Source organism: Seohaeicola saemankumensis, from assembly GCF_021021435.1.
GTDB lineage: Bacteria > Pseudomonadota > Alphaproteobacteria > Rhodobacterales > Rhodobacteraceae > Seohaeicola.
Genome location: NZ_JAINWI010000005.1, coordinates 240,392 through 262,952, shown reverse-complemented (window position 1 = coordinate 262,952; position 22,561 = coordinate 240,392). Strand labels below are relative to the sequence as shown.

Sequence of the window (22,561 nt, the reverse complement as noted above, 5' to 3'; positions counted from 1 at the left end):
TTTGGTGGAAATGATGGGTGCGGCCGATCACCAAGACATTCGCAGCGTTTTGATAATATGGTGCTGCTCCAGTTGACAGCCAAACAAAGAGCCGGTCAACCCAGTCCGATCGACGATAAGAATGGACAAGCCTTGTGTCATGCAAGCCTTCCGCCGCATCGTCGAGCGCGGCAGCTTCGCGCGTGCGGCAAAGGATCTTGGCGTGTCACCCGTTCTCTTGAGCCGCCAGGTCAAGCTGTTGGCAAAAGCCTTCTGCTGCGCGATCTTTTGATCGCGGACCTTGGAATCGGCACTGTACCGGACTTCATCTTGAAGGAACCAGAAACGCGTGGCAGCCTTGTTCGTATACTGCCCGACAGGGAACGTCCGGCCCCAGACATCTTCGCCGTAACTGCCTCGCGGCTGCGGAATGAAGCGAAGGTAACAGAGTTTATCGATCACCCCTGCGCGGCGCTACAGCCCTGACATTATTCAACCATCGTAAAGAATGAATTGAGCGCAGGCCGGTTATTCTCCCGCCCAAAATCCCCCATCCTCTCGGACAATGAACCTGCAAACCCCGAGAGGCTCCCATGACCCGCGTTCTTGTTCTCTCCTATTCCAGCTATGGCCATGTCCGCGCTTGCGCAGGCCGAGGTCGAAGACGCGCATTCCATGCCCGGTACCCATGCCGACCTGCGCCTTGTGCCTTGTGCCTTGTACCCGAAACTGTCCCGGACGAGGTGAGGCACAAGGCGGGCTTCGCTCCGGACGACACACCCGTGGCGACACCGGCTTACCTTGAGGCTGACGACGCTATCATCTTCGGGACCCCGACGCTCTTCGGAATGATGGCCGGAAAAATGCAGTCATTCCTTGATCAGGCAGGTGGAGGTTGGGCGCGTAACGCTCTTGTGGATAAGTTCGCCGCTGTCTTCACCTCTACAGGCTCGCAGCATGGCGGGCACAAGGCGGCACTGCTGTGACCTACGCTGTATGGTTCGGTAGGCGGGTGCCAGACTTGAACCGGGCGCAGTCGCGATGCTGGGCATGATGAGCCCGGTGATGACAGTCGCATTGGGTTGGATCTGGCTGGGCCAGTCCCTATCGCTTTTGCAGGGGGTCGGGGCTACGGTTGTCCTTGGGTCTGTCTGGTTCGGACAGAATGCGAACCAGACAGACCCACGCATGCGCCAGCACGCCCTGTATCGTCGCAAACGAACGCCACATGACATGAAGCACAGGCAAGGAGATGCCACATGATCATTCACACATTCACACCCGAACTGGCGCAGAAAGTGCGGCTTGCCGGACTACTCTATCTGGTCATCATTATCGCGGGCCTCGGTGCCGAACTTGGGCTGCGCGCTCCTCTGATCGACCTTGGCGATGCAGACGCAACCGCCGCTGCGATCCTTGAGGCACCGGGCAGGTTTCGGTTGGCCATCGCCGCCGACTTGCTAATGGCCTTGTGCGACGCAGGGCTGGCAATTCTTTTCTACCTGATTTTCCGCGCCATTGCGCCTGGGCTGGCCCTGTCTGCGATGGTGTTCCGCCTGATCCAGACCGTGTTGATCGCTGCCAATCTCATGGCTCTGCAGGCTGCATGGTTGTTGCTCTCGGACTCGCCCGGTATGGTTGACGCTCACAAACTGGCACTGGTGTTTCTTGATTTGCATGGCCATGGCTACGACCTGGGGCTTGTGTTCTTCGGTGCTGGCAGCCTCATGATGGGGGCGCTTGTCTGGCGGTCGGGACTTTTCGCAAAAGCCTTCGGGTTGGGCTTGACGGTTGCAGGGCTTGTCTATCTGGTCGGGAGCGGCCTGCGGTTCTTTGCGCCCGGCCTTTTATCTGCTTTCGCACCGGCGTATGCGATAACGATCCTCGCTGAGATGGCGTTCTGCCTGCGATTGCTTTTGCAAAGGAATCCAGTTTGAAGGGGCCGATCTGCGGGGGCATAGCAAAGTGCAGTCAGACGCAAGAAAAGCGGCTTACGCAACATCCCGCAAAGTCTGTATTCCCCCACCGAGGACCCTGTTCAATGTCAGAACGACACGCATAATGCAGCCGTCGCGCAGCATCCGAGGGATGGATGAAGATGGGCTGTAGACCGAAAACACCCGTTTCAAAAGCCATGCAATCAACTAAGCCGCAGAGCGTCGAGGCCAAGCGTTTGAAGCTGTCTGCACAAGGTCCGACGCGCTTACCCTACATTTTTGCCACAGAGTTTAGTTCAAAACCGCCGCAACGGCACCGATAAGATCTAGCACTTCTTTGGTTTCGCGATCGACCCGATAAACATAGTCGCCTAGCCGATAATATGTCGAATTGGGATTCAGGCCAAAACGGTTTGGATTTCTAATCAACACATAATCGCCCTCTAAGCGATCTCCGAGTCCCAGAATCTTCTTGGCTTGTCCTGGCGGTAGGCAACCATTGTTCTTCTTGGCGATTCCGGGGGGACAGCCTTGGTGTGAACCTGCCAGAACGGACACTGGAGCAATGCCTATTAAAACCGCCATCAAGCTTGGTATAATCCAGCGCATCACACACCCATTTAGTTGAGGCCAGATTCAGACTTGGACCAACGGTAGCCTCTTGCCAACCCCTGTTCAGCCACAACGGCGGGTGTCCGCCAAGCTCTTTGGGCGCAGTCTACCTAGTTTTGGAAATTCATAAGAGTCGGACCGCTACATCTTCAATAGTGGGAGGTATTTTTAATGTATCGCGGTTCCCGAAACACGTCTAACTCTCAAAACTTCTTACCACCAATAGCGGGCTTTGATGCCCCGCTCGGAATCGTCAGATTCAAACAGTATTATCGCCCGACCGACTTGAAATTGCTTTTGTGCGGGCATTGGCCAGAGTGGATGCACGCCGAGACTGCAAGCCACCTGTGGGATGTGAATTAAGGTTCAAGGAAAGCGGCTTGCGGTCATTGATTCAATGATACTCGACAGACCTGCAGGGCAAGCGATCAATAGGCGGTGAGGTGGTGCTGTGTCGTGATCGATGGCCCTCCCGCAGAGAAAGACATCTCAGACGCGACGGTCAAAAGAAACGCCCTAGAAGCCCGACTCGCCGATCAAAAGGAACCCGAGGTGGTCGAACTTCACCCCGCTACTTTGAAGCAATATTACGAGACCATCGACGCCCTTATTTGGAAGCTAACCGACTTGAACCCCCAATGTGACCGAGAACTGGTTGAAACGCTTCACAAGATCATCGCCAGAGTCACGATTTTTCCTGTCACAGATCAAGGATTTACCTTCGAGGTGACCGGGTGGCTCCAGTCCCTGATCTGGGTCGTGCCGGGTCATGTGAGGGGAATGTTTGGTAGCGGAGGAGGGACTCGAACCCCCGACACGCGGATTATGATTCCGCTGCTCTAACCAACTGAGCTACTCCGCCAAAGCGTGTTGGGCTTTACGAAAGCGCGCTCGGCCCGTCAAGGGCGAAACAGCATCCTTGTTGCTGAATCGGACATTCTGTCTGTGCGGCTGACCTGCACGCTCAAAGGCATGTGCCATCTGGATGCGATCTCGATTTCCCACAGTGTCGTCACTATAACGCTCATAAATAAGGCATACCGCCCATTTAATACACATATCATGCGCCTATCAGCGTCGATATGGCGGTCGCGGATGTTTTCCCGCCTCGGACCTTTGCATCATTTCAGCCAACCTTCGGGAACAGGCGTGCGATCCTAGTGCCGTCAAACCGCCCGGGAAAATGCAGGAGAGACACCAATTTTCGACGCCGTGCAGCCTGTTTTACCCGACCGCCGCACAACCCCTCCGCGGGCTGTTGGAACAGGGTATCTGCGCTGCAAGGTACGGGCCGAAAGCGGTGCGTCGGTCTTGGGCGATCTGCGCCATTCCGGTTGCCTGAAATTCCTGTTTCCACGCGGCGCGGCTGACCGGTTGAGCGCCGTGCTGGTAAACACTTCAGGCGGGATCACAGGTGGTGACAACCTGGGCGTAACCGCAACGGTTGATCCGTCCAGCCGCCTGACCATGACCACGCAAGCGGCAGAGCGGATATACCGCGCCAGCGGGCGCGAGCCGGGCACGGTCAGCACAGTAATCGACGTGGGTTGCGGCGGGCGCCTGGACTGGTTGCCACAAGAGACAATCCTGTTCGATGGCGCGGCTCTTGACCGTCGCCTTCGTGTCAATCTGGACGGCAAGGCGCGCTGCCTGCTGGTCGAGACACTTGTTTTCGGGCGCACCGCCATGGGTGAGCGCATCAGTAACTTGACGCTTTCCGACCGTATCGAGGTCTGGCGGGACGAGGCTCCGCTTTTCATCGACAGGACACGTTTGTCGGGCGACGCGAGCACCCATCTGCAGCGGCGCGCCATCGGTGGCGGTGCGGTTGCACTGGCCAGTGTTCTGCTCGTCACACCGACCGGCAGTGACGAGGCGGCGGCACATCTTGAGCAGTTGCGCCACAACCTGCCGCAGAAAGCCGGGGCTTCGTTGATCCGTCCCGATGTTCTGTTTCTGCGTCTGGCCGCAGAGGACAGTTTTGAACTGCGAAAAACCCTGCTGCCTTTGCTGGCACAACTTAACGACGCCCCTTTACCGCGAACCTGGATGATTTGAGATGAACTTGACCCCCAGAGAGAAAGACAAATTGCTTGTGGCGATGGCTGCCGAAGTAGCCCGCAAGCGACTGGCCCGCGGCGTGAAGCTGAACCACCCCGAGGCGATTGCCCTGATCACTGACACGGTGGTCGAGGGGGCGCGCGATGGCCGGTCTGTCGCCGACATGATGCAGGCGGGCGCGCTGGTGATCACCCGGGCCGATTGCATGGAAGGCGTGCCCGAGATGATCCACGAGGTGCAGGTCGAGGCAACCTTTCCAGATGGCACCAAACTGGTGACCGTTCACAACCCGATCCGCTGATCCGCCCAAATTGCAGAAGGTAGAGAAAATGAAATACAAAATGATTGCACGCGGTTTTGCAGGTTTCGCGCTTACGCTGATAGCTTCCCCTGCGATGGCGCATCTTGATCCGGCCGCGCATGGTGCGGTCGCTGCGGGCTTTACCCATCCGGTTTTCGGCGCGGATCACGTGCTGGCGATGGTGGCTGTCGGGATCTGGGCCGCGATGCTGGGCGGGCGGGCGGCCTGGGCTGTTCCGGCCGCCTTTGTTACTGCAATGGCACTGGGTTTCGTGCTGTCGCTTGTGGGCCTGCCACTGCCGGTGGTCGAGCCGCTTATCCTTGCATCCGTGATCGTGATGGGGGTTCTGGTGGCCTTGGCCGTCCGCGTGCCGATGGCCGCAGGCATGGCAATTGTCGCGCTTCTGGCCCTGTTTCACGGTTATGCGCATGGCACCGAGATGGGTGGCGCGGAGGCGATTGCCTATCTTGCGGGTTTTGCCAGTGCCACGGCGCTTTTGCATTCTGCGGGTCTTGCGCTGGGGCTGGGGCTTGCACGCCTGTCGCAGATGACGGCCCTGCGCGGGATGGGCGGACTCGTCGCCGTTCTGGGCGCATGGCTGGCTGTGGCAGGCTGAGGGCGTAAACATGATCCCAGGAGAACTGTTTCCCGCATCCGGCGACCTGACCCTGAATGCAGGGCGCGAAGCGGTCACGCTGATGGTGGCCAATACCGGCGACCGTCCTGTTCAGGTCGGCAGCCACTACCATTTTGCCGAGACAAACCCCGCGCTCGACTTTGACCGCGACGCCGCGCGGGGCCTGCGGTTGGATATCGCCGCGGGCACGGCCGTGCGGTTCGAGCCCGGACAGCGCCGCGAGGTGCAGCTTGTTCCCTATGGGGGGGGCCGGATCGTGCAGGGATTCAATCAGGCGGTCATGGGGCCGCTCTGACACTCTGACTTTGCAGCATTCATCGAAGGATCATTCCGATGCCCATCAAAATTTCCCGCGCAGACTATGCCGCGATGTATGGCCCCACGACAGGCGACCGCCTGCGACTGGCCGATACGGACCTGATCATCGAGGTTGAACGCGACCTTACGGCACTTGCCGTCGGGAGCGCCATGAGCGGCGGTAGCGGGCCGAATGCGGCCATCTATGGCGAGGAAGTCAAGTTCGGCGGTGGCAAGGTGATCCGCGATGGGATGGGCCAAAGCCAGATCACACGCGCGGGCGGGGCGGTGGATACGGTGATCACCAATGCGCTGATCGTGGACTGGACCGGCATCTACAAAGCTGATGTCGGCCTGCGCGACGGACGCATCCATTCCATCGGCAAGGCAGGAAACCCCGACACGCAACCCGGCGTTTCGATCATCATCGGACCGGGGACCGAGGTGATCGCGGGCGAGGGACGCATCCTGACGGCAGGTGGTTTCGACAGCCATATCCATTTCATTTGCCCCCAGCAGATGGAAGATGCGTTGCATTCGGGAGTGACAACGATGCTGGGCGGCGGCACTGGCCCCGCGCATGGCACGCTGGCCACAACCGTAACACCGGGGCCTTGGCATCTTGCGCGGATGCTGCAAGCGGCGGATGCCTTTCCGATGAATCTGGCTTTTGCCGGCAAAGGCAACGCTTCGCAGCCTGCTGCGCTTGAGGAACAGGTGCTTGCGGGGGCTTGTGCGCTGAAACTGCACGAGGATTGGGGCACAACGCCCGCGGCGATTGATTGCTGCCTGTCCGTGGCCGATGCGATGGACGTGCAGGTGATGATCCACACCGACACGCTCAATGAATCCGGCTTTGTGGAACATACCGTAGCCGCCCTGAAAGGCCGCACGATCCACGCCTTTCATACCGAGGGCGCAGGCGGCGGTCATGCACCCGATATCATCAAGATTTGCGGGCTGCCCAATGTCCTGCCCTCCTCCACCAACCCGACGCGGCCCTTTACCGTCAATACGGTGGACGAGCATCTGGACATGCTGATGGTCTGCCACCATCTGGACAAATCCATCCCCGAAGACGTGGCCTTTGCCGAAAGCCGCATCCGCCGCGAAACGATCGCGGCCGAGGATATCCTGCATGACATGGGGGCGTTCTCGATCATCGCCAGCGACAGTCAGGCGATGGGGCGTGTGGGCGAGGTCTTGATCCGCACATGGCAGACCGCCGACAAAATGCGCAAACAGCGCGGGCGTTTGCCGGAAGAAACCGGCGACAACGACAATTTCCGCGTGCGCCGCTATATCGCGAAATACACGATCAATCCGGCCATCGCGCATGGCATATCCGCCCATATCGGCAGTATTGAAATCGGCAAACGCGCCGATCTGGTGCTGTGGGATCCCGCCTTTTTCGGTGTGAAACCCGAAATGGTGCTGATGGCAGGTACGATTGTGGTGGCGCAAATGGGCGATCCCAATGCCTCGATCCCGACGCCGCAACCTGTCTATTCGCGTCCCATGTTCGGCGCCTACGGGCGGTCTTTGGAACATTCAGCCGTCACGTTCGTATCCGAAGCGGCGCAGGCGGACGGGATCAGGAACAGGCTGGGGCTGGCCAAGCAAACCCTCGCCGTGGCCAATACGCGCCAGATCGGCAAGGCCGATCTGCGGCTCAATGATGCCACCCCGCATATCGACGTGAACCCCGAAACCTACGAGGTACGCGCCGATGGTGAATTGCTGACCTGCGAGCCCGCGACAGTTCTGCCGATGGCACAGCGTTATTTCCTCTATTGATCCGAAAGGCCGATCCGATGTCCCTGCCCCATGTCCATCATCTGACGAGTGCCGCTGATCTACCGCCGCCTACCGATGTGTGCGAACTGACCTATGATGCACGATTCCTGCGGCGCAAACGGCTGGAAACGGCTGCGGGCGGGGCCTTTGTGGTCGATCTGGCGCAGACAGTCTCGGTGGCGAGCGGAGACGGGTTCGTTCTTTCAGACGGGCGTGTTGTGCAGGTTCAGGCGGCAGCAGAATCGCTGCTCGACGTGCGCGGGGCGGATCTGGTGCGGCTTGCTTGGCATATCGGGAACCGCCACACACCCTGCCAGATCGAGGCGGATCGTCTGCTGATCCAGCGGGACCGCGTCATGCGTGACATGCTTGCCCTGCTGGGGGCCGAGGTGACCGAGGTGACAGCGCCCTTCACGCCGGAAGGTGGCGCTTACGGGCATGGCCGTACGCATGGTCACAGCCACGGGGATGCCCATGGCAATCCCGTCGCGGACCATACGCATTCGCACGGACACGACCATGATCATGATCATGATCACCACAATCACCGCCATGAACACGAGCACTGACATGATCCCGACACCCCATCTTGTGACGCTGATGCAATGGCTCTCCCCGGCATACCCGGTGGGCGGGTTCAGTTACTCGCACGGGTTGGAATGGGCCGTGCATGCAGGCGATGTGACGGATGCAGCCGCCTTTCAGGAATGGCTGGCCGATATTCTGACCTATGGCAGCGGGCGCAATGACGCTCTGTTGCTGGCCGCTGCATGGCGCGCCGAAGACGATACCCAACTGGCCGCTGTCGATGCAATGGGCCGCGCGCTGGCCCCTTCTGCCGAACGGTTGCTGGAAACTACCGCACAGGGAGCGGCCTTTGTGAAGACGACGGCGGATATCTGGGAGATGGACCTGCCGACGCTGTGCTATCCCGTGGCGGTCGGTCGCGCCGCCCGCCTGATCGGTGTGGGGCTGGAACAGGTGTTGCCGCTCTACCTGCACGGATTTGCCAGCAACCTGACGGGCGCTGCGATGCGGCTGGTGACGCTGGGCCAAACAGAGGGTCAGCGCGTCCTGTCCAGAATGACACCGCTCTGCGATCTCTTGGCGGAAGAGGCATTGGCCGGGTTGGGCCTGGACGAACTGGGTGGTGCCACCTTCATGGCAGATATCGCCGCGATGAAACATGAAACCCAATATACAAGGCTATTCAGATCATGACTTCTCCTCATGGCCCATTGCGGATCGGCATTGGCGGTCCCGTCGGCGCGGGTAAAACAACGCTGACCGCTGCGCTGTGTCGTGCCCTACGCGACGACTACTCGGTGGGTGCCATCACCAATGACATCTACACGCAAGAAGATGCCGAGGCGCTGATGCGGATGCAGGTGCTGCCTCTTGACCGGATCATCGGGGTCGAGACTGGCGGTTGCCCCCATACCGCGATCCGCGAGGATGCATCCATCAACCTTGCGGCCGTGGCCGAAATGCGCCAGCGCCACCCCGAGATCCAGGTCGTTCTGATTGAGAGCGGTGGCGACAACCTGTCTGCCACGTTCAGCCCTGAACTGGCAGACCTGACGCTCTATGTCATTGACGTTGCTGCGGGCGAGGAGATTCCTCGCAAGGGCGGCCCCGCGATCACCCGCTCGGATATTCTTGTCATCAACAAAACCGACCTGGCACCGCATGTCGGCGCATCCCTCGAGGTGATGGACCGCGACGCAACGCGCATGCGTGCTGGCAGGCCCTTTGTCTTTACCGCGCTCCGCAAGGGTGAAGGGTTGGATAACGTGGTGGCCCTGATCAAGTCGATCGGCGGTCTTTGAGCGGGCTGTGCGCCCTTCAGACCTGACGGAACAAACGTGCCTGCAAGTCATCGACGCTTGTGCGCATCTGCGCGCGGATCGGGCCGTTGTTCGGCTTATCTTGCAGGGTTGTGAACCAGTGGTCCGGTGGCGTCCTGCCACGGCGGTTTCCATGCCAGGCGAGCGCCCGCAACACGGCTTCAGCATCTGCTGGCAGGCGATCGGGGATTTCGTGCCCTGTGAGCACGGCCCAGACACCAGTCCATGCTCGACCTACCGACCACGGATTATAGCCCCCGCCGCCCAGCACAAGATACCGATGAGACAAAGGACGCAACGCCGTCACAACCGACCAGAGCGCGTTGTTCGACAGCGTCAAACGCGATTGCGGGTCTTCGGCCAAAGCATCGGCTCCACATTGCAGAATGATCGCATCCGGCTTGAAACCCGCGACCACCGGCAGGATAAACTGATCCTGTATCATCATCATTTCAGTATCATTCAGCATTTTTGGCACCGGCAGATTAAAGACCTGCCCTGCCCCCTTGTCTTGCAAGGCACCTGTGCGCGGCCAGCGATTTTCCTCATGCACCGAAACCAGCAAGACGTCGGGATCATCCCGAAAAGCGTGATCCACCCCGTCGCAATGATGCGCGTCGATATCGACATAGGCGATACGCTGAACGCCTTGGCGGCGCAGCGACAGGATCGACAGCACTGGATCGTTGAAATAGCAAAACCCGTTGGCATGGTCCGGCATACCGTGATGCGTTCCACCCGCTGGCGCATAGATCACGCCCGGCTGCGCCAGTAACTCGCCCGCCAGAAGCGCGCCACCGGCGCTTGTCGCGGGGCGGCGGAAGACCTCGGCAAAGACAGGGTTCGCATGGGTGCCTATGTTGTGGCGCGCACGCACATCCTCAGACACGTAGCCGTCCGTTTCGGCCTGTTCCAGGGCCGCAATATAGGTTGGGTCATGCCAGATCGACAGGGCGGCGGGCTTGGCACGGGGGCTGGCGATATAGGCGGAGCTATCCAGCCAGCCCAGCGCGCGGCTCAAATCCATTACCGTGGATACGCGCGGGACCCGCAAAGGATGCCAGTCGCCATAACTGGAACCGCGATAAATTTCTGAGCCGATGAAGCGCGCTTGAGACCTATCCGTCATACTGACGTCCGGCCTAGCCTTTGGCCAGAAACGCCTCGATGCGCGACGTGATCTGCCCCGACATCGGTTTGACCGGCGAGCCGAAAGTGCCTGCAACCGTACCATCCGGTGCAATTAGCACCTTGTTGAAGTTCCAGCGGGGTGTGAAACCTTCGGAACCGGCAAGCCACTTGTAGAAGGGATGCGCCGCGGCACCTTTGACCGGAGTGATCGTCGCCATGGGCAGATCGAGGCCGAAATTGATGGCGCAGAATTCCGCGACCTCGTCATTGGTCGCAAGTTCCTGCCTGAAATCGTTTGAAGGCACGGCCAAAACCACAAGGCCCCGATCGCGGTACCGGTCATAGAGTGCCTGCAATTCGTCATACTGGCGGGTGTAGGCACAACGCGAGGCGGTGTTCACTACCAGAACAGGCTGTCCGCGCCAGTCGTCGAGTGACAGGCTGCCGCCATCCATCGAGTCGAACACGAACGGCCCGCGCGCCTGTGCCGGATAGGTCATGATGACCGAGGCAACCGCCAGCAACATGGTCAGCAGAATGGCCGGATAGCTTTTTTGCAAAAAACTGATCATCGCTTTCTCCCGCATATTGGCTGCACACTCGGCCCGTGGACTAGCACATAGGCGATCGCGAGGCACTATCCAGTGCCCGCTATGGAATAGGCAAGATGTCGCAAGTCTGCACTGCGCGCCGGATGGCTTGCCTTCCCTGCCCCTTCTCGGTCAGATGCGAAACAATTATTGGATATGACCGATCCTGAACCGAAGGGAAGCGCGGGATGATAGATCAGCTAGAGGCAATCGTAGGCAAGGCCAATGTGGCAACCGGCGGCGACATGGCACGCTGGTCACGGGACTGGACCGGCGTCTACACATGGGAACCGCTGGCCGTTGTGCGCCCTTCCTCTACTGCCGAAGTATCTGCCATCCTGCGCCTTGCCAATGACACCGGAACGAAGATCGTGCCGGTGTCGGGCAATACTGGCCTTGCTGGCGGCACCAGAGCAGAAGGTGCGATCATGCTGTCACTGGACCGGATGAACCGCATCCGCGAGATCCGACCCGCAGCCCGTATCGCAATCGTCGAGGCAGGCGTGATCCTGTCCAGCCTGCATGATGCCGCCGATGCCGAAGGGCTGATCTTTCCGCTCACCTTCGGCGCGCGTGGCTCGACCATGGTCGGCGGTTTTCTGTCAACCAATGCAGGCGGATCGAATGTTCTGCGCTATGGCAATACGCGTGATCTGTGCCTCGGTCTGGAGGTTGTCCTGCCCAGCGGCGAGGTGATGGACCTGATGAGCGAGTTGCACAAGGACAACTCGGGCTACAATCTGCGTCACCTGATGATCGGGGCGGAAGGCACGCTGGGTATCATTACAGCCGCCGTTCTGAAACTGGCCCCCAAGCCCCGCGCCTATGCCACGGCGATGGTGGCCGCACCTTCTCTGGATCAGGCACTCAGCCTGCTGAACCGGTTGCAAGAGGCAACCGGCGGCGGTGTCGAAGCCTTTGAATACATGCCGCGCGCCTATATCGAGGGGCATCTGGCGAAGTTTCCGCAGGCCAAAGCACCTTTCGAGGCGATGCATGACATCAACATTCTGGTCGAGGTCGGGGCAACAGCGCCGCGCGACTGCCTGCCCGGTCCGGACGGGCGCGTGCCGGTCTCAGCATATCTGGAGGAAGTGCTGGAACAGATGTTCGAAGGCGGTGCGATTCTGGATGCTGTCGTCGCACAATCGCAGGCTCAGCGCGCCGAGATGTGGGAACGCCGCGAGGCGGCAGCCGAGATCGCTATGGCGCATAAACCCATTGTCAACAACGACATCGCTGTGCCGCTGGACAAGGTCGCCAACTTTCTGGACCGCATCCACGGACGTCTGAACAGGCTGGACGCAGGTGCCAAGGAGTTGATCGTATCCCATTTGGGTGATGGCAATGTGCATTACACCGTCTGGCCTGTCTCGCAGGACCCCGCCGTGCATGACGCGATCATGGAAGCGGTCGAGGATGTTGTGCTGGATCTGGGGGGCAGCTTTTCGGCCGAGCACGGCATCGGCACGTCCAAACTGCCGTCGATGGCACGCCGTAAGAACAAGGTCGCGCTATCGGTGATGCGGGCGATCAAGTCAGCACTGGACCCCAAGGGCATCCTCAATCCCGGCAAGGTCTTGCCAGACTGACAGATGCGCCTCCGGCGGGGATATTTAGGGCAAGAAGAACCGGTGGGCGCGGATCAGCGCCAGTCGAAAAAGCCCGGGCCTGCCTGTTTCAGAAGGGATTGCGCCATGTCGCGGGCCATATCGGGCGCATCGGCAATGGTGCTGCTGCGATCATCGGCAATCTTTTCGGAACCGTCGGGGCGCAACACCTCGCCGCGCAAGCGCAGGGTGGTGCCGTCGATCTCGGCCAGTCCAGCGATTGGTGTCTCGCAGGAACCGTCCAGCGTCGCAAGAAAGGCGCGTTCGGCGGCAAGGCGCTGTCCAGTCTGGGTGTGATGGATGGCGTCCAGCATCGCGGCGATATTCATGTCATCCGCGCGCCGTTCGATCCCGATGGCACCCTGTGCCACGGCGGGCAGCATATCGTCGGGCGACATCGCGCCGCGCGCGACATGGGCCATCCCCAGACGGTTCAGACCTGCCTGCGCCAGAAACGTGGCCGCGGCTACGCCATCTGCCAGTTTTCTCAGGCGTGTCTGCACATTGCCCCGAAATTCGACCACTTCAAGATGCGGAAAAGCATTGAGAAGCTGCGCGCGTCGGCGCAACGAGGATGATCCGACGCGCGCGCCCTCGGGCAGATCCCTCAGCGTGGCTGCATCCTGCGCGACGAAGGCATCGCGCACATCCTCGCGCGGCAGATAGGTATCCAGCAACAGACCCGCCGGTTGCAGCACCGGCATATCCTTCATTGAATGGACCGCAATGTCGATGGAACCGTCCAGCAGCGCGTCTTCGATCTCGCGCGTGAAAAGGCCCTTGCCGCCAATATCCTTGAGCGGACGGTCCTGTATCGCATCGCCGGTCACTTTGATCACGACGATCTCGAACGCATCTTGCGGCAGATCGAACGCGGCCATCAGGCGCGCGCGTGTTTCATGCGCTTGCGCGAGGGCCAACGGTGAACCACGGGTGCCGATTTTCAGCGGTGAGGCGGGTGTGGGGCGTGTCAATGTCATGAGACATTTGTTAGTGATGTCAGGCAGGCCTGACAAGCACCAGATGGACACCTGATGCTTGACATCTGGCTGCCCAAAGGGGACGAAACTGTCAACCGAGGGGAACAGTTATGACCGAGAAAACGATTTTACGCGCGCTTGCAGGCGAAACTCTGGATACACCGCCCATATGGATGATGCGGCAAGCCGGGCGCTACCTGCCGGAATACCGCGCCACGCGGGAAAAGGCCGGGGATTTCCTGTCCTTGTGCTACAACAGCGAACTGGCTGCCGAGGTTACCTTGCAGCCCCTGCGCCGCTATGATTTTGACGCGGCAATCCTTTTTGCCGATATCCTGCTGATTCCGCAGGCGCTGGGTGCAGATCTGTGGTTCGTCACCGGCGAAGGACCGCGCCTGTCCACGATCACCACGCAAGCGGGTTTGGATGCGCTGAAACCGGTCGAGGATATCCATGAAACGTTGAACCCGATCTATGAAACGGTGCGGATTCTCAGCCGCGAACTACCGCGCGAGACCACGCTGATCGGCTTTGCCGGTGCGCCATGGACGGTGGCCACCTATATGATCGCAGGCCAGGGCACCAAGGATCAGGGTCCGGCCCATGCGCTGAAGGCCGAGAACCGGCCCGTATTCGACGCGCTGATGCAGCGGATCACGGCGGCGACGATCGAATATCTGTCCGCGCAGATCGAGGCCGGTGCAGAAGTGGTCAAGATTTTCGACAGTTGGGCAGGATCTTTGAGCGGTGCCGATTTCGACACCTATGCAATGCAACCCACCAAAGAGATCATTACCGCCCTGAAAGCTCGCTATCCGGGTATTCCGGTCATCGCATTCCCGCGCGAGGGCGGCGACAAATACATTGGCTTCGCCAAGGCGACCGGAGCCGATTGCGTTGCGGTTGATGATTCGGTCAGCGCCGAATGGGTGGCCGCGCATGTGCAACCGGATGGCTGTGTTCAGGGCAACCTGAAATCCTCGCATATGGTCACTGGCGGGCATGCATTGGTGGATGAAACGCAACGGATTGTGCGCGCCTTAAAGAACGGCCCGCATATCTTCAATCTGGGTCATGGCATCACGCCTGATGCGGACCCTGACAACGTGACGCGGATGATCGAGGCCGTTCGCAGCGCCTGAAACGGCTGGGCAATTTTGCGGCAAACTAAAACGCGCAAGGCAAGCTTTGCGCGTTCTTTTGTTCGCTTCGACAGTTCATCGGACGATTTCTCCCGACGGGCGCGGGGTCGATGCAGTCTCGGCCGGCATGACTGGATAGACGATCTGCGGCAAAGTCCCTGTCAGCGAGGTCAAAAAGGCCGTGATCTGATCCACTTCCTGATCTTTCAACTCCTCGCCCAACTGCGAGGTGCCCATGATAGCCACGGCCACTTTCAAATCCCAGACCTTGCCGGAATGGAAATAAGGCGCGGTCTGGTCGATGTTGCGCAGCGGCGACGCACGGAACACGTATGAGTCGTCAGCCGTAGCTGTAACCTGAAAGCGCCCTTTGTCATCGGGCGGCAGCACATCGGCACCAGGCTTTTCGATCAGACCGAAGGGGTAGTACCCGTTGCCGCCAAGGTTCACACCATTGTGGCAAGCGGCACAGCCCTTGTCCATAAACAGCTCCAACCCTGCTTTCTGCTCGTCATTCAGTGCCGCATCGTCGCCATTCAGAAAGGCGTCAAACGGGGCGGGCGTGATCAGCGTGGCCTCGAATGCCTCGACCGCCTTGGCGAAGTTGTCGAACGTGACGGGATCCGCCTCGTCCGGGAAGGCCGCTTTGAACCATTCCACATATTGCGGCATCGAATTCAGTGTAGCCACGACATTCTCGGGCGTGTTGGCCATCTCGACCCCCGCCTGAACCGGACCTTTGGCCTGCTCGGCAAGGTCGGCAGCGCGGCCATCCCAGAATTGCGCCTCGTTGAGAACCGAGTTCAGCACGGTAGGCGAATTGCGCGGCCCTTTCTGCCATGCATGGCCGATCGAGACTTCCATATTGTCGTCCCCGCCGGTTGCAAGATTGTGGCAGGAATTGCACGAGAACACACCGGAAGCAGACATACGTGGATCAAAGAACAGCGCCTTGCCCAAGTCGGTTTTGGCAGGCGTGATCGGGTTGTCGCGCACTGACGGCGTGGTCGATGGCAAGGGTTTGAACATCTCAAGCGCGACACCGCGCAGTTCGGATGCGGTCGCTACCTGTGACAACGCCAAAAAAGCGACTGTTCCAAACAGGGTTGATCGTATCATGGTCATAATATCAAAGCCTCCAGAACCCGAAGCCGAGAATCGCACATCTCCTTAACCAACCCTGACAAGGTCCGGACCAATTATCTTTGATACAGGTCAACAACACGTTTTTTTCATGCAAAATCATACTGTTCACATGTTATCAAAAGACAGGAACACAAACAAAAAAAGGGACCTTCCGGCCCCCTTTTGAACGCGTTTTCCAGAAGGAATGCGACGTCTGTTGTCAGACCCATTTTGCCAGAGGCGGAAGGCTCATCAGAACGGCGTTCGCGTCATGGCCGGTTTCAAGACCAAACTTTGTACCGCGGTCATAAACCAGATTATATTCGGCATAGAGACCGCGATGGACCAGTTGCACATCCTTGTCGGCCTCGTCCCACGGTTGCGGCCGGCGCTTTTCGACCAACGGCAGATAGGCGGGTAGAAAGGCGCGCCCGATATCCTGCACCAGACGGAAATCCGCAGCCCAGTCACCTGTGTTGTGGTCATCCAGAAAAATGCCCCCGACGCCGCGCGCACGGCCACGATGCGGCACGAAAAAATACTCGTCCGCCCATGCCTTGAGGCGCGGGTAATGCCCCTCACCGTGGGGGTCCAGATGCTCTTTTTGGACGGCGTGGAAATGGGCCGTGTCCTCGGCATATTCAATGCAGGGGTTGAGATCCGAACCGCCCCCGAACCACCATGCGCCCGGTGTCCAGAACATCCGCGTGTTCATATGCACGGCAGGGCAATGCGGGTTCTGCATATGGGCCACAAGACTGATGCCCGAGGCCCAGAAGCGTGGATCGTGCTCCATACCGGGCACACCGCGCGCGGCCATCGCTTTTTGAGCCCGCGCACCCAGTGTTCCGTAAACGGTCGAGATATTTACCCCCACCTTTTCAAACACGCGGCCACCGCGCATGACACTCATCAAACCGCCGCCGGCATCACCACCATCTTCTGCTGTGCGCCGCGTTTGTGTGACCTCGAAACGCCCTGCAGGCATGGACGCGGTCGGTCCATCGGTCTGGCTATCCTCCAGAGCCTCGAAAGCGGCAACGATATCGTCACGCAATTGGCGGAACCAGGCGGCGGCGGTCTCTTTCTCGGTCTGCATCGCCGAAGCTGGCGCGGTGGTCTGATTCATGGGTGGTCCTGTCAGCGTTTCGGTCTCATACGGAGAAAACCTAGCAGCCCCGCCCCTTCAGCGCCAGACGCGCAATGGCGGCGATACTGCTTCTTCTTGCCGAAAATATCCCGGGGTTTGGGGCAGCGCCCCAAGACCTCAGACGCGCGCGCTCAATGCGCGGGGACAATCACCGGATCCAGCAAGCCGCGTCCGCCATCGACCGTCATGATCTGGCCCGTCATGAAGCCCGAGCAATCCGACACCAAAAACTGCACCGCTTCCGCCAGTTCGGACGGTGGGGCGATCCGGCCCAGAGGGGTGCGTTCAATGATCTGGTCGCGGTAGTCGGGGTTTTCCTTGATAGCCGCCTTCAGGCTGGCCGACATCACCGAGCCGAACGCCACGGCATTTACACGGATGCGATGCGGGGCAAGCGCAAGGGCGAGCGAGCGGGTCATCTGGTCCAGCGCCGCAGTCGAAATCGAATAGGCCATCAGATCAGGGTGTGTACGTTGCGCGGCAAGACAGGAAATGTTGACGATGGTGCCGACGTTCTCGATCTCCTGATCCTCTGCCTGCTTGATCATCCGGCGCGCCACCATTTGCGACAGCCTGAGCGAGGTCAGTAGATTCTGGTTCAGCAGCGCATCGACGGATGTATCCTCGGGGTCCAAAGCATCAGTCTTGATGATCTGGCGCGCGCCATTCACCAGAATATCCACGCGGTCGAAAGCATCTATCGTGGCAGAAAGAAGGTTCGCAATCGTGAGCCTCTCCCGCAGATCCCCTGCAAAATAGCGATGGGATTTGCCATCCTCGTTCGACCCGAATTCCTTGCGCAGACGGTCCTCGTCCAGATCGGCAAAGACCACATTGGCCCCTTTATCCAGAAAATGCCGACCGATCGCCAGACCGATACCATAAGCACCTCCGGTCACGATGGCGGTCTTCCCGCTGATGGAAAAAGACATGATGGGTCTCCGTTGTTCGGGGAAAGATAGCCTGTCTCAGCGCCGCTGGCGAGATGGCCGTGCAGCCGACAATATCTTGAAACGATTGTCGCCTGCTATTTCGGCAACCTCTGTGAAATGCTGCACCAGCGCCGCCTCGTAAGGCAGGTGGCGGTTTGCCACCATCCACAAATGGCCTTGGGGCGTCAACATGCCGGCGGCGGCGGCGATAAAGGCCCGCCCGATATCGGGGTCAGCCGCACGGCCACTGTGAAACGGCGGGTTCATAATAACCGCATCCACCGCTGTCTCAGGTTTCCATGTCGTGGCGTCCGCCCAGTGAAACCGCGCGCGCGGATCGGTGACATTCTGGCGCGCGCAGTCCAGTGCCACATGATCGGCCTCAACCAGATCAAGGGTTTTGACCGTGTCGCGCGTTAGCGCTTGCGCCGCCAGATATCCCCATCCCGCGCCCAGATCGACCACGCGCGCACCGATTTTGTCGGGTAGGGCGTCGGCCAGCAAGCGCGACGCGGGATCAATGCCGTCAGCGGAAAAGACACCCGCAGCAGTCACGAACCCTTGGGCCACGGGTTGGTAGCCTTGCGCCTGCCACGTCGCGGGGAGCGGTATGGCCTTGAACCATATGATCTTGCCGTGCGCTTTGGACAAAACAGCAGGCGTGACGGTCAAGCCACGCAGGTCACGCAACATGGACTCGATCCCATCGGTTTTCTGACCGTCCACCATCACCAGACCATTCGGACCGACCAGATCGCAGGCCTGCGCCACCAATGCACGCCCCATCGCCTTGGAGCGCGGCAAGCACACCAGCGCCGCAGAGAAGGTGCCATCAGACTGGCGCGCACAGGCGTAGCCTGCCGCAGAAAAAGCATCAAAATCAGGTTTGAAGCCGGTAACGATCTGCACCCGTTCCTTTGGCAAGGCACCAATGTCAGCCCCTGCTTTAGGCGCGAGGACAGCGATACTGCCGGATGCGGGCAGCGACAGGTCGCCGTCCGACAGGGCCAGCGACAGACGGTCGATTAACATAAGGCTATTCTTTTTCCATTGTGCATTGCAGCGGATGCTGGTGGCGGCGGGCAAAGTCCATCACCTGCGTCACCTTGGTTTCTGCAATCTCGTGGCTGAACACGCCAACAACGGCCAGCCCCTTTTTGTGCACTGTCAGCATGATCTCGAAAGCCTGCGCGTGGGACATCCCGAAAAACCGTTCCAGCACGTGAACGACAAATTCCATCGGCGTGTAGTCGTCGTTGAGCAGCAGAACCTTGTAAAGCGGCGGCCGCTTAGTTTTGGGTCGTGTCTGCACAACGACCGATGCATCACCATCGCCGTCTTTCTTGTCAGACATGATAATGGGCCGCTGGGTCATCTGGCGCTACTTCGATTTGTCGGTCATTGTAAGGGCTGGCTTCAGAGCCTCTATATAACCTCAATGCCCCATTAGAAAAGAGGCAGTACCTGGATCGGCTGTGAAGTGATGCAGAATCTGACCACAATCGGCTTTGATGCTGATGACACACTTTGGCAGAACGAGCGGTTTTTCCGTCTCACGCAAGAGCGTTTTGCCGATCTGCTGCGCGACCACACCGACGCGGACCACCTGATGCAACGCCTGCTGGCGGCGGAACGGCGCAATCTTGGACAATATGGTTTTGGTATCAAAGGCTTCGTGCTGTCGATGATCGAAACAGCGATCGAAGTGACCGAACAGCGCGTTCCCGCCAGTGCCATCGCAGAACTGATCGCCGCCGGTCAGGACATGCTGCGCCATCCCATCGAATTATTACCACATGCGCGCGAGGCCGTTGAAGCCATCGCTGCATCGCACAAGGTGCTGCTGATCACGAAGGGCGACCTGATGGATCAGGAACGCAAGCTGGCGCAATCGGGTTTGGGCGATCTGTTTGACGAGGTCGAGATTGTTTCGAGCAAAACGCGCGCTGTTTACGAGACACTCTTTGCCAGACATGGCGACGGTGCCGCGCGGGCCATGATGGTCGGCAATTCGATGCGTTCGGATGTTGTTCCGGTGATTGATGCGGGCGGTTGGGGCGTGCATGTCCCGCACGGGCTGGAGTGGGACATCGAAATGGCACCCCCGCCGACAGGCGCAAAGCGGTTCCTTGAGCTTGCAGACCTTGGTGCCCTGCCCGATCTGGTGCGTGACATCGGCTGAAAACGGCTGTGCTGTCTGAAATCCGGATGATTTGTGATGTGCGCGCAACAGGGACGCCAGGCCAGTCCCGGCCCCTTGCGGCATAGCTAGAGTATGCGCTGACATTCACCCCCTAGATATGGTGGTGATGACATCATCTCGCGCAACCACACCGCGAAACACCATGGAAATGAATACTTTATTCAGCAAATTCTCTGTGGTAGCCTGAACCTATAATAATTTGACCGACCGAAAAATCGGCGGCTTGAGGCAGAAGGCAGTGACAATGAAGGTGCGGCACAGGCAGCCGGCCCGGCTAGGGCTATTTATCTTCACGGCAATCTGGTTGATCGTTGTGCTTCCGCTCAGCGTGAGGTCAGCGCCTTATGCGGCCATGGTGATAGACGCGCGGAATGGCGAGGTGCTGCATTCGGAAAACGCGGATACGCGGTTGCATCCTGCCTCATTGACCAAAATGATGACACTTTATGTGGCTTTTCAGGCCATCGAGCGTGGCGAGATTTCGCTGGACACCGTTGTCACGGTTCCCGCGGCAGCCGCAGCCGAACCACCAAGCAAGCTAGGGTTGCGCGCAGGCCAGAAAATCAAGTTACGGTATCTCATCCGTGCTGCCGCCATCAAATCTGCCAATGATGCCGCCCATGCCATCGGCACCGCAATCGAGGGTTCCGAGGCCGCCTATGCCCGACGCATGAACCGCACAGCCGCAGCAATGGGCATGACGCGCACGACCTTCAAGAACATGCACGGCCTGACGCAAGAGGGCCATATGTCCACAGCAAGGGACATGACCATTCTTGGTCGGCACATGCTCTATGACTTTCCCGAATACTATAACCTGTTCTCGCGCCGCTCTACTGATGCGGGGATCGCGCATGTGAACAACACAAACCGTCGTATGCTGGACAGCTATCGCGGGGCGGACGGGATCAAGACCGGCTACACACGCGCCGCAGGTTTCAACCTCGTAGCCTCGGCGGAACGCGGCGGTACAAGGGTTATCGCAACGGTGTTCGGTGGTCGCTCCACTGTGACCCGCAACCAGCGGGTGGCCGAACTTCTTGATCTTGGCTTCAAAAAAGCCCCCGCCAATGTCGCCCTGCGCAAACCCGTAAAACCCGACGCGATTCCCGGTCGTGGTCCAAGCGCTGGCGACCAGGAAACGCTGGTTGCGTCCGTTGGCACCGGCAGACCCGCTGCAGGCAAGACAATTCGACTGGTCACCGCTGTAAGCACCAGTCTGCGCCCTGTGTCGCGGCCCGGTTCAGGCATGCCACCGCCGGTGCTTGTGGCCGTGAATGACAGCATCGCCGAAGCCCTTTCACAAGTGGCCGCACAAACCGCCGCCGTTCAGGTGGCGACAGCGCAGGCAGCCACAGTTGAGGCCGAAGCCACACCGATTGCAGTGATCAACCCGCCGGCAAGCATCCCTGAACGCCCCGTCCAGATTGCGGAACTTGCCGCCGTTGTAGAAGACGAGGAAATGATGGGCGAAGGCGATGCCAGAGATACACTGACCCCAGAAGATCTGGCCCCCGAAGAATTGGCAGCCGAAGCTCTGACCACAGCGGTTGCCGAGGCTCAACCGGCAGCCCTGGCTGCGGTCATTCCCGTCCCATCTGTCAAACCGCGTGCACGGCCTGACGGACTGGTTGTTTTGGCCAGCCTGCCCACCGAGGAGGCAGAGATCATGGATGCCGCGCCCGCTGCGAGTCAGGAACCGGATGTCGTGACACGGATCAGCACCTCTGGCGGTCGCCACTGGGGTATCAATGTCGGGCGCTACGGCAGCCGCCATGCCGCCGAGAAGGTCTTGTTGCAGACAGCCCTGACAGAGATGAATACGCTCGATGGTGCATTGCGGAAAATCAAGCAGGGCAGCGGCGGATTTGACGCTAATTTCATGGGCTTGACCCGCGAAACCGCTGATATGGCCTGCCGCCGCCTGCAAGCGCGGCAGGTGCAGTGTTTCATGATCGGGCCCAGCTAAATCCGGCTGTTATTGTAGGGGGCTTTGCGCCCTTCGATGGCCCCTGCAGAACCGTTCTCCCCCGAGGATGCGTCCGGCAAGGTGAAGCCCCTGCCCCGCATCAGGGCTTGGGATGATCGTCCCAATCGTCGTTCAGAATGCGGTTCGCATCACCTTCGGGATCGTCATACTGGTTGCTGCGCACTGTGTAGATGAAGGCGACAAGGCCGATGCCACCAAGAATCAGGGAAATCGGGATCAGATAGGACAGCACTTCCATCG

Annotated in this window: 26 protein-coding genes and 1 tRNA gene; 16 read left to right on the top strand and 11 right to left on the bottom strand. The window is 59.5% G+C overall.

The genetic code is table 11. The features are described from left to right. Positions 1 to 121: 121 nt before the first annotated feature. The 4 genes from K7H22_RS20215 (at position 122) to K7H22_RS04855 (ending at position 1,916) form a co-directional block, all read left to right on the top strand. Entirely contained in the window at positions 122 to 271 is a 150-nt protein-coding gene (locus K7H22_RS20215) for a helix-turn-helix domain-containing protein (protein WP_419248145.1), read from the top strand. A 490-nt stretch (positions 272 to 761) separates the two neighbouring features. Further along, positions 762 to 965 carry an NAD(P)H-dependent oxidoreductase gene (locus K7H22_RS20145; RefSeq protein WP_330165833.1) on the top strand — a complete coding sequence of 68 codons (204 nt, stop codon included), beginning with the start codon at positions 762 to 764 and terminating at the stop codon, positions 963 to 965. 55 nt (positions 966 to 1,020) lie between these two features. Continuing rightward, entirely contained in the window at positions 1,021 to 1,242 is a 222-nt protein-coding gene (locus tag K7H22_RS04860) for a hypothetical protein (protein WP_330165832.1), read from the top strand. Continuing rightward, a complete protein-coding gene (locus K7H22_RS04855; protein WP_230799611.1) occupies positions 1,239 to 1,916 on the top strand; it encodes a DUF4386 domain-containing protein in 678 nt (225 codons plus the stop codon). Before K7H22_RS04860 ends, K7H22_RS04855 begins: the two co-directional genes overlap by 4 nt. A 291-nt stretch (positions 1,917 to 2,207) precedes the next feature. Here the strand turns inward: K7H22_RS04855 and K7H22_RS04850 are convergent, their stop codons facing one another. After that, positions 2,208 to 2,525 carry an excinuclease ABC subunit A gene (locus K7H22_RS04850; RefSeq protein ID WP_230799610.1) on the bottom strand — a complete coding sequence of 106 codons (318 nt, stop codon included), beginning with the start codon at positions 2,523 to 2,525 and terminating at the stop codon, positions 2,208 to 2,210. 788 nt (positions 2,526 to 3,313) lie between these two features. Next, positions 3,314 to 3,390 (bottom strand) — tRNA-Met (locus K7H22_RS04845). A 449-nt stretch (positions 3,391 to 3,839) separates the two neighbouring features. Here K7H22_RS04845 and K7H22_RS04840 point away from each other — a divergent pair. Genes K7H22_RS04840 through ureG form a run of 8 tightly spaced genes read left to right on the top strand, consistent with a single transcriptional unit; the run spans position 3,840 to position 9,450 of the window. After that, positions 3,840 to 4,586: an urease accessory protein UreD gene (locus tag K7H22_RS04840; protein WP_230799609.1), complete on the top strand. Its 747-nt coding sequence runs from the start codon at positions 3,840 to 3,842 to the stop codon at positions 4,584 to 4,586. A gap of 1 nt (position 4,587) precedes the next feature. Beyond that, positions 4,588 to 4,890, top strand: a complete 303-nt coding sequence (locus tag K7H22_RS04835) for an urease subunit gamma (RefSeq protein ID WP_230799608.1) — start codon at positions 4,588 to 4,590, stop codon at positions 4,888 to 4,890. A 28-nt stretch (positions 4,891 to 4,918) separates the two neighbouring features. Next, positions 4,919 to 5,506, top strand: a complete 588-nt coding sequence (locus K7H22_RS04830; protein ID WP_230799607.1) for a HupE/UreJ family protein — start codon at positions 4,919 to 4,921, stop codon at positions 5,504 to 5,506. Positions 5,507 to 5,516: 10 nt separating this feature from the next. Beyond that, entirely contained in the window at positions 5,517 to 5,822 is a 306-nt protein-coding gene (locus tag K7H22_RS04825; protein ID WP_230799606.1) for an urease subunit beta, read from the top strand. 38 nt (positions 5,823 to 5,860) lie between these two features. Next, the gene (ureC, locus tag K7H22_RS04820) at positions 5,861 to 7,621 is read left to right on the top strand and encodes an urease subunit alpha (RefSeq protein WP_230799605.1); all 1,761 of its coding nucleotides are present in this window, start codon (positions 5,861 to 5,863) and stop codon (positions 7,619 to 7,621) included. Positions 7,622 to 7,638: 17 nt separating this feature from the next. Then, positions 7,639 to 8,190 (top strand): urease accessory protein UreE, encoded by a 552-nt coding sequence (locus K7H22_RS04815; RefSeq protein WP_230799604.1) that lies wholly within the window; start codon positions 7,639 to 7,641, stop codon positions 8,188 to 8,190. After that, positions 8,141 to 8,842, top strand: a complete 702-nt coding sequence (locus K7H22_RS04810) for an urease accessory protein UreF (RefSeq protein WP_419248144.1) — start codon at positions 8,141 to 8,143, stop codon at positions 8,840 to 8,842. The genes K7H22_RS04815 and K7H22_RS04810 overlap by 50 nt, the downstream gene beginning before the upstream one ends. Next, positions 8,839 to 9,450, top strand: a complete 612-nt coding sequence (gene ureG / locus K7H22_RS04805; RefSeq protein ID WP_230799603.1) for an urease accessory protein UreG — start codon at positions 8,839 to 8,841, stop codon at positions 9,448 to 9,450. The genes K7H22_RS04810 and ureG overlap by 4 nt, the downstream gene beginning before the upstream one ends. A 16-nt stretch (positions 9,451 to 9,466) precedes the next feature. Here the strand turns inward: ureG and K7H22_RS04800 are convergent, their stop codons facing one another. Next, complete coding sequence (locus K7H22_RS04800) at positions 9,467 to 10,597, bottom strand: acetoin utilization protein AcuC (protein ID WP_230799602.1); 1,131 nt, start codon at positions 10,595 to 10,597, stop codon at positions 9,467 to 9,469. A 13-nt stretch (positions 10,598 to 10,610) separates the two neighbouring features. Continuing rightward, complete coding sequence (locus tag K7H22_RS04795) at positions 10,611 to 11,171, bottom strand: glutathione peroxidase (protein WP_230799601.1); 561 nt, start codon at positions 11,169 to 11,171, stop codon at positions 10,611 to 10,613. A 206-nt stretch (positions 11,172 to 11,377) separates the two neighbouring features. Here K7H22_RS04795 and K7H22_RS04790 point away from each other — a divergent pair, with 206 nt between their 5' ends. After that, positions 11,378 to 12,781 carry an FAD-binding oxidoreductase gene (locus tag K7H22_RS04790; RefSeq protein WP_230799600.1) on the top strand — a complete coding sequence of 468 codons (1,404 nt, stop codon included), beginning with the start codon at positions 11,378 to 11,380 and terminating at the stop codon, positions 12,779 to 12,781. A gap of 53 nt (positions 12,782 to 12,834) precedes the next feature. Here K7H22_RS04790 and hemC read toward each other — a convergent pair whose 3' ends face one another. Beyond that, positions 12,835 to 13,779, bottom strand: coding sequence for a hydroxymethylbilane synthase (hemC, locus tag K7H22_RS04785; protein WP_230799599.1), 945 nt, complete (start codon positions 13,777 to 13,779; stop codon positions 12,835 to 12,837). A gap of 110 nt (positions 13,780 to 13,889) precedes the next feature. Here hemC and hemE point away from each other — a divergent pair, with 110 nt between their 5' ends. Continuing rightward, positions 13,890 to 14,921, top strand: coding sequence for a uroporphyrinogen decarboxylase (hemE, locus tag K7H22_RS04780; RefSeq protein ID WP_230799598.1), 1,032 nt, complete (start codon positions 13,890 to 13,892; stop codon positions 14,919 to 14,921). Between the two features lie 75 nt (positions 14,922 to 14,996). Here hemE and K7H22_RS04775 read toward each other — a convergent pair whose 3' ends face one another. From K7H22_RS04775 to clpS, 5 genes are all read right to left on the bottom strand, one after another. Continuing rightward, the gene (locus tag K7H22_RS04775; RefSeq protein ID WP_419248149.1) at positions 14,997 to 16,040 is read right to left on the bottom strand and encodes a cytochrome-c peroxidase; all 1,044 of its coding nucleotides are present in this window, start codon (positions 16,038 to 16,040) and stop codon (positions 14,997 to 14,999) included. A gap of 226 nt (positions 16,041 to 16,266) precedes the next feature. After that, entirely contained in the window at positions 16,267 to 17,175 is a 909-nt protein-coding gene (gene hemF, locus K7H22_RS04770; protein ID WP_230799597.1) for an oxygen-dependent coproporphyrinogen oxidase, read from the bottom strand. Between the two features lie 152 nt (positions 17,176 to 17,327). Continuing rightward, entirely contained in the window at positions 17,328 to 18,128 is an 801-nt protein-coding gene (locus K7H22_RS04765; RefSeq protein WP_230799596.1) for an SDR family NAD(P)-dependent oxidoreductase, read from the bottom strand. 36 nt (positions 18,129 to 18,164) lie between these two features. Continuing rightward, positions 18,165 to 19,160, bottom strand: coding sequence for a class I SAM-dependent methyltransferase (locus K7H22_RS04760; protein ID WP_230799595.1), 996 nt, complete (start codon positions 19,158 to 19,160; stop codon positions 18,165 to 18,167). 4 nt (positions 19,161 to 19,164) lie between these two features. After that, the gene (gene clpS / locus K7H22_RS04755; RefSeq protein WP_230799594.1) at positions 19,165 to 19,503 is read right to left on the bottom strand and encodes an ATP-dependent Clp protease adapter ClpS; all 339 of its coding nucleotides are present in this window, start codon (positions 19,501 to 19,503) and stop codon (positions 19,165 to 19,167) included. Positions 19,504 to 19,611: 108 nt separating this feature from the next. Between clpS and K7H22_RS04750 the strand changes: the two genes are divergently transcribed. Together K7H22_RS04750 and K7H22_RS04745 are read left to right on the top strand one after the other, a co-directional pair. Next, the gene (locus K7H22_RS04750) at positions 19,612 to 20,310 is read left to right on the top strand and encodes an HAD family hydrolase (protein ID WP_269063004.1); all 699 of its coding nucleotides are present in this window, start codon (positions 19,612 to 19,614) and stop codon (positions 20,308 to 20,310) included. Positions 20,311 to 20,575: 265 nt separating this feature from the next. After that, complete coding sequence (locus K7H22_RS04745; RefSeq protein WP_230799684.1) at positions 20,576 to 22,300, top strand: D-alanyl-D-alanine carboxypeptidase family protein; 1,725 nt, start codon at positions 20,576 to 20,578, stop codon at positions 22,298 to 22,300. A 100-nt stretch (positions 22,301 to 22,400) separates the two neighbouring features. On the opposite strand, the gene ccoS is transcribed toward K7H22_RS04745, so the two are convergent. Further along, on the bottom strand, positions 22,401 to 22,559 hold the full coding sequence (ccoS, locus tag K7H22_RS04740) for a cbb3-type cytochrome oxidase assembly protein CcoS (RefSeq protein WP_230799592.1): 159 nt from the start codon (positions 22,557 to 22,559) through the stop codon (positions 22,401 to 22,403). Between the last annotated feature and the right edge of the window lie 2 nt (positions 22,560 to 22,561).

Coding starts and splice junctions, on each gene's coding strand:
- K7H22_RS20215 (WP_419248145.1), top strand. CDS start 122: ATGGACAAGCCTTGTGTCATGCAAGCCTTCCGCCGCATCGTCGAGCGC.
- K7H22_RS04860 (WP_330165832.1), top strand. CDS start 1,021: ATGCTGGGCATGATGAGCCCGGTGATGACAGTCGCATTGGGTTGGATC.
- K7H22_RS04855 (WP_230799611.1), top strand. CDS start 1,239: ATGATCATTCACACATTCACACCCGAACTGGCGCAGAAAGTGCGGCTT.
- K7H22_RS04850 (WP_230799610.1), bottom strand. CDS start 2,525: ATGCGCTGGATTATACCAAGCTTGATGGCGGTTTTAATAGGCATTGCT.
- K7H22_RS04835 (WP_230799608.1), top strand. CDS start 4,588: ATGAACTTGACCCCCAGAGAGAAAGACAAATTGCTTGTGGCGATGGCT.
- K7H22_RS04830 (WP_230799607.1), top strand. CDS start 4,919: ATGAAATACAAAATGATTGCACGCGGTTTTGCAGGTTTCGCGCTTACG.
- K7H22_RS04825 (WP_230799606.1), top strand. CDS start 5,517: ATGATCCCAGGAGAACTGTTTCCCGCATCCGGCGACCTGACCCTGAAT.
- ureC (WP_230799605.1), top strand. CDS start 5,861: ATGCCCATCAAAATTTCCCGCGCAGACTATGCCGCGATGTATGGCCCC.
- K7H22_RS04815 (WP_230799604.1), top strand. CDS start 7,639: ATGTCCCTGCCCCATGTCCATCATCTGACGAGTGCCGCTGATCTACCG.
- K7H22_RS04810 (WP_419248144.1), top strand. CDS start 8,141: ATGATCATGATCATGATCACCACAATCACCGCCATGAACACGAGCACT.
- ureG (WP_230799603.1), top strand. CDS start 8,839: ATGACTTCTCCTCATGGCCCATTGCGGATCGGCATTGGCGGTCCCGTC.
- K7H22_RS04800 (WP_230799602.1), bottom strand. CDS start 10,597: ATGACGGATAGGTCTCAAGCGCGCTTCATCGGCTCAGAAATTTATCGC.
- K7H22_RS04795 (WP_230799601.1), bottom strand. CDS start 11,171: ATGATCAGTTTTTTGCAAAAAAGCTATCCGGCCATTCTGCTGACCATG.
- K7H22_RS04790 (WP_230799600.1), top strand. CDS start 11,378: ATGATAGATCAGCTAGAGGCAATCGTAGGCAAGGCCAATGTGGCAACC.
- hemC (WP_230799599.1), bottom strand. CDS start 13,779: ATGACATTGACACGCCCCACACCCGCCTCACCGCTGAAAATCGGCACC.
- hemE (WP_230799598.1), top strand. CDS start 13,890: ATGACCGAGAAAACGATTTTACGCGCGCTTGCAGGCGAAACTCTGGAT.
- K7H22_RS04775 (WP_419248149.1), bottom strand. CDS start 16,040: ATGATACGATCAACCCTGTTTGGAACAGTCGCTTTTTTGGCGTTGTCA.
- hemF (WP_230799597.1), bottom strand. CDS start 17,175: ATGAATCAGACCACCGCGCCAGCTTCGGCGATGCAGACCGAGAAAGAG.
- K7H22_RS04765 (WP_230799596.1), bottom strand. CDS start 18,128: ATGTCTTTTTCCATCAGCGGGAAGACCGCCATCGTGACCGGAGGTGCT.
- K7H22_RS04760 (WP_230799595.1), bottom strand. CDS start 19,160: ATGTTAATCGACCGTCTGTCGCTGGCCCTGTCGGACGGCGACCTGTCG.
- clpS (WP_230799594.1), bottom strand. CDS start 19,503: ATGACCCAGCGGCCCATTATCATGTCTGACAAGAAAGACGGCGATGGT.
- K7H22_RS04750 (WP_269063004.1), top strand. CDS start 19,612: ATGCAGAATCTGACCACAATCGGCTTTGATGCTGATGACACACTTTGG.
- K7H22_RS04745 (WP_230799684.1), top strand. CDS start 20,576: ATGAAGGTGCGGCACAGGCAGCCGGCCCGGCTAGGGCTATTTATCTTC.
- ccoS (WP_230799592.1), bottom strand. CDS start 22,559: ATGGAAGTGCTGTCCTATCTGATCCCGATTTCCCTGATTCTTGGTGGC.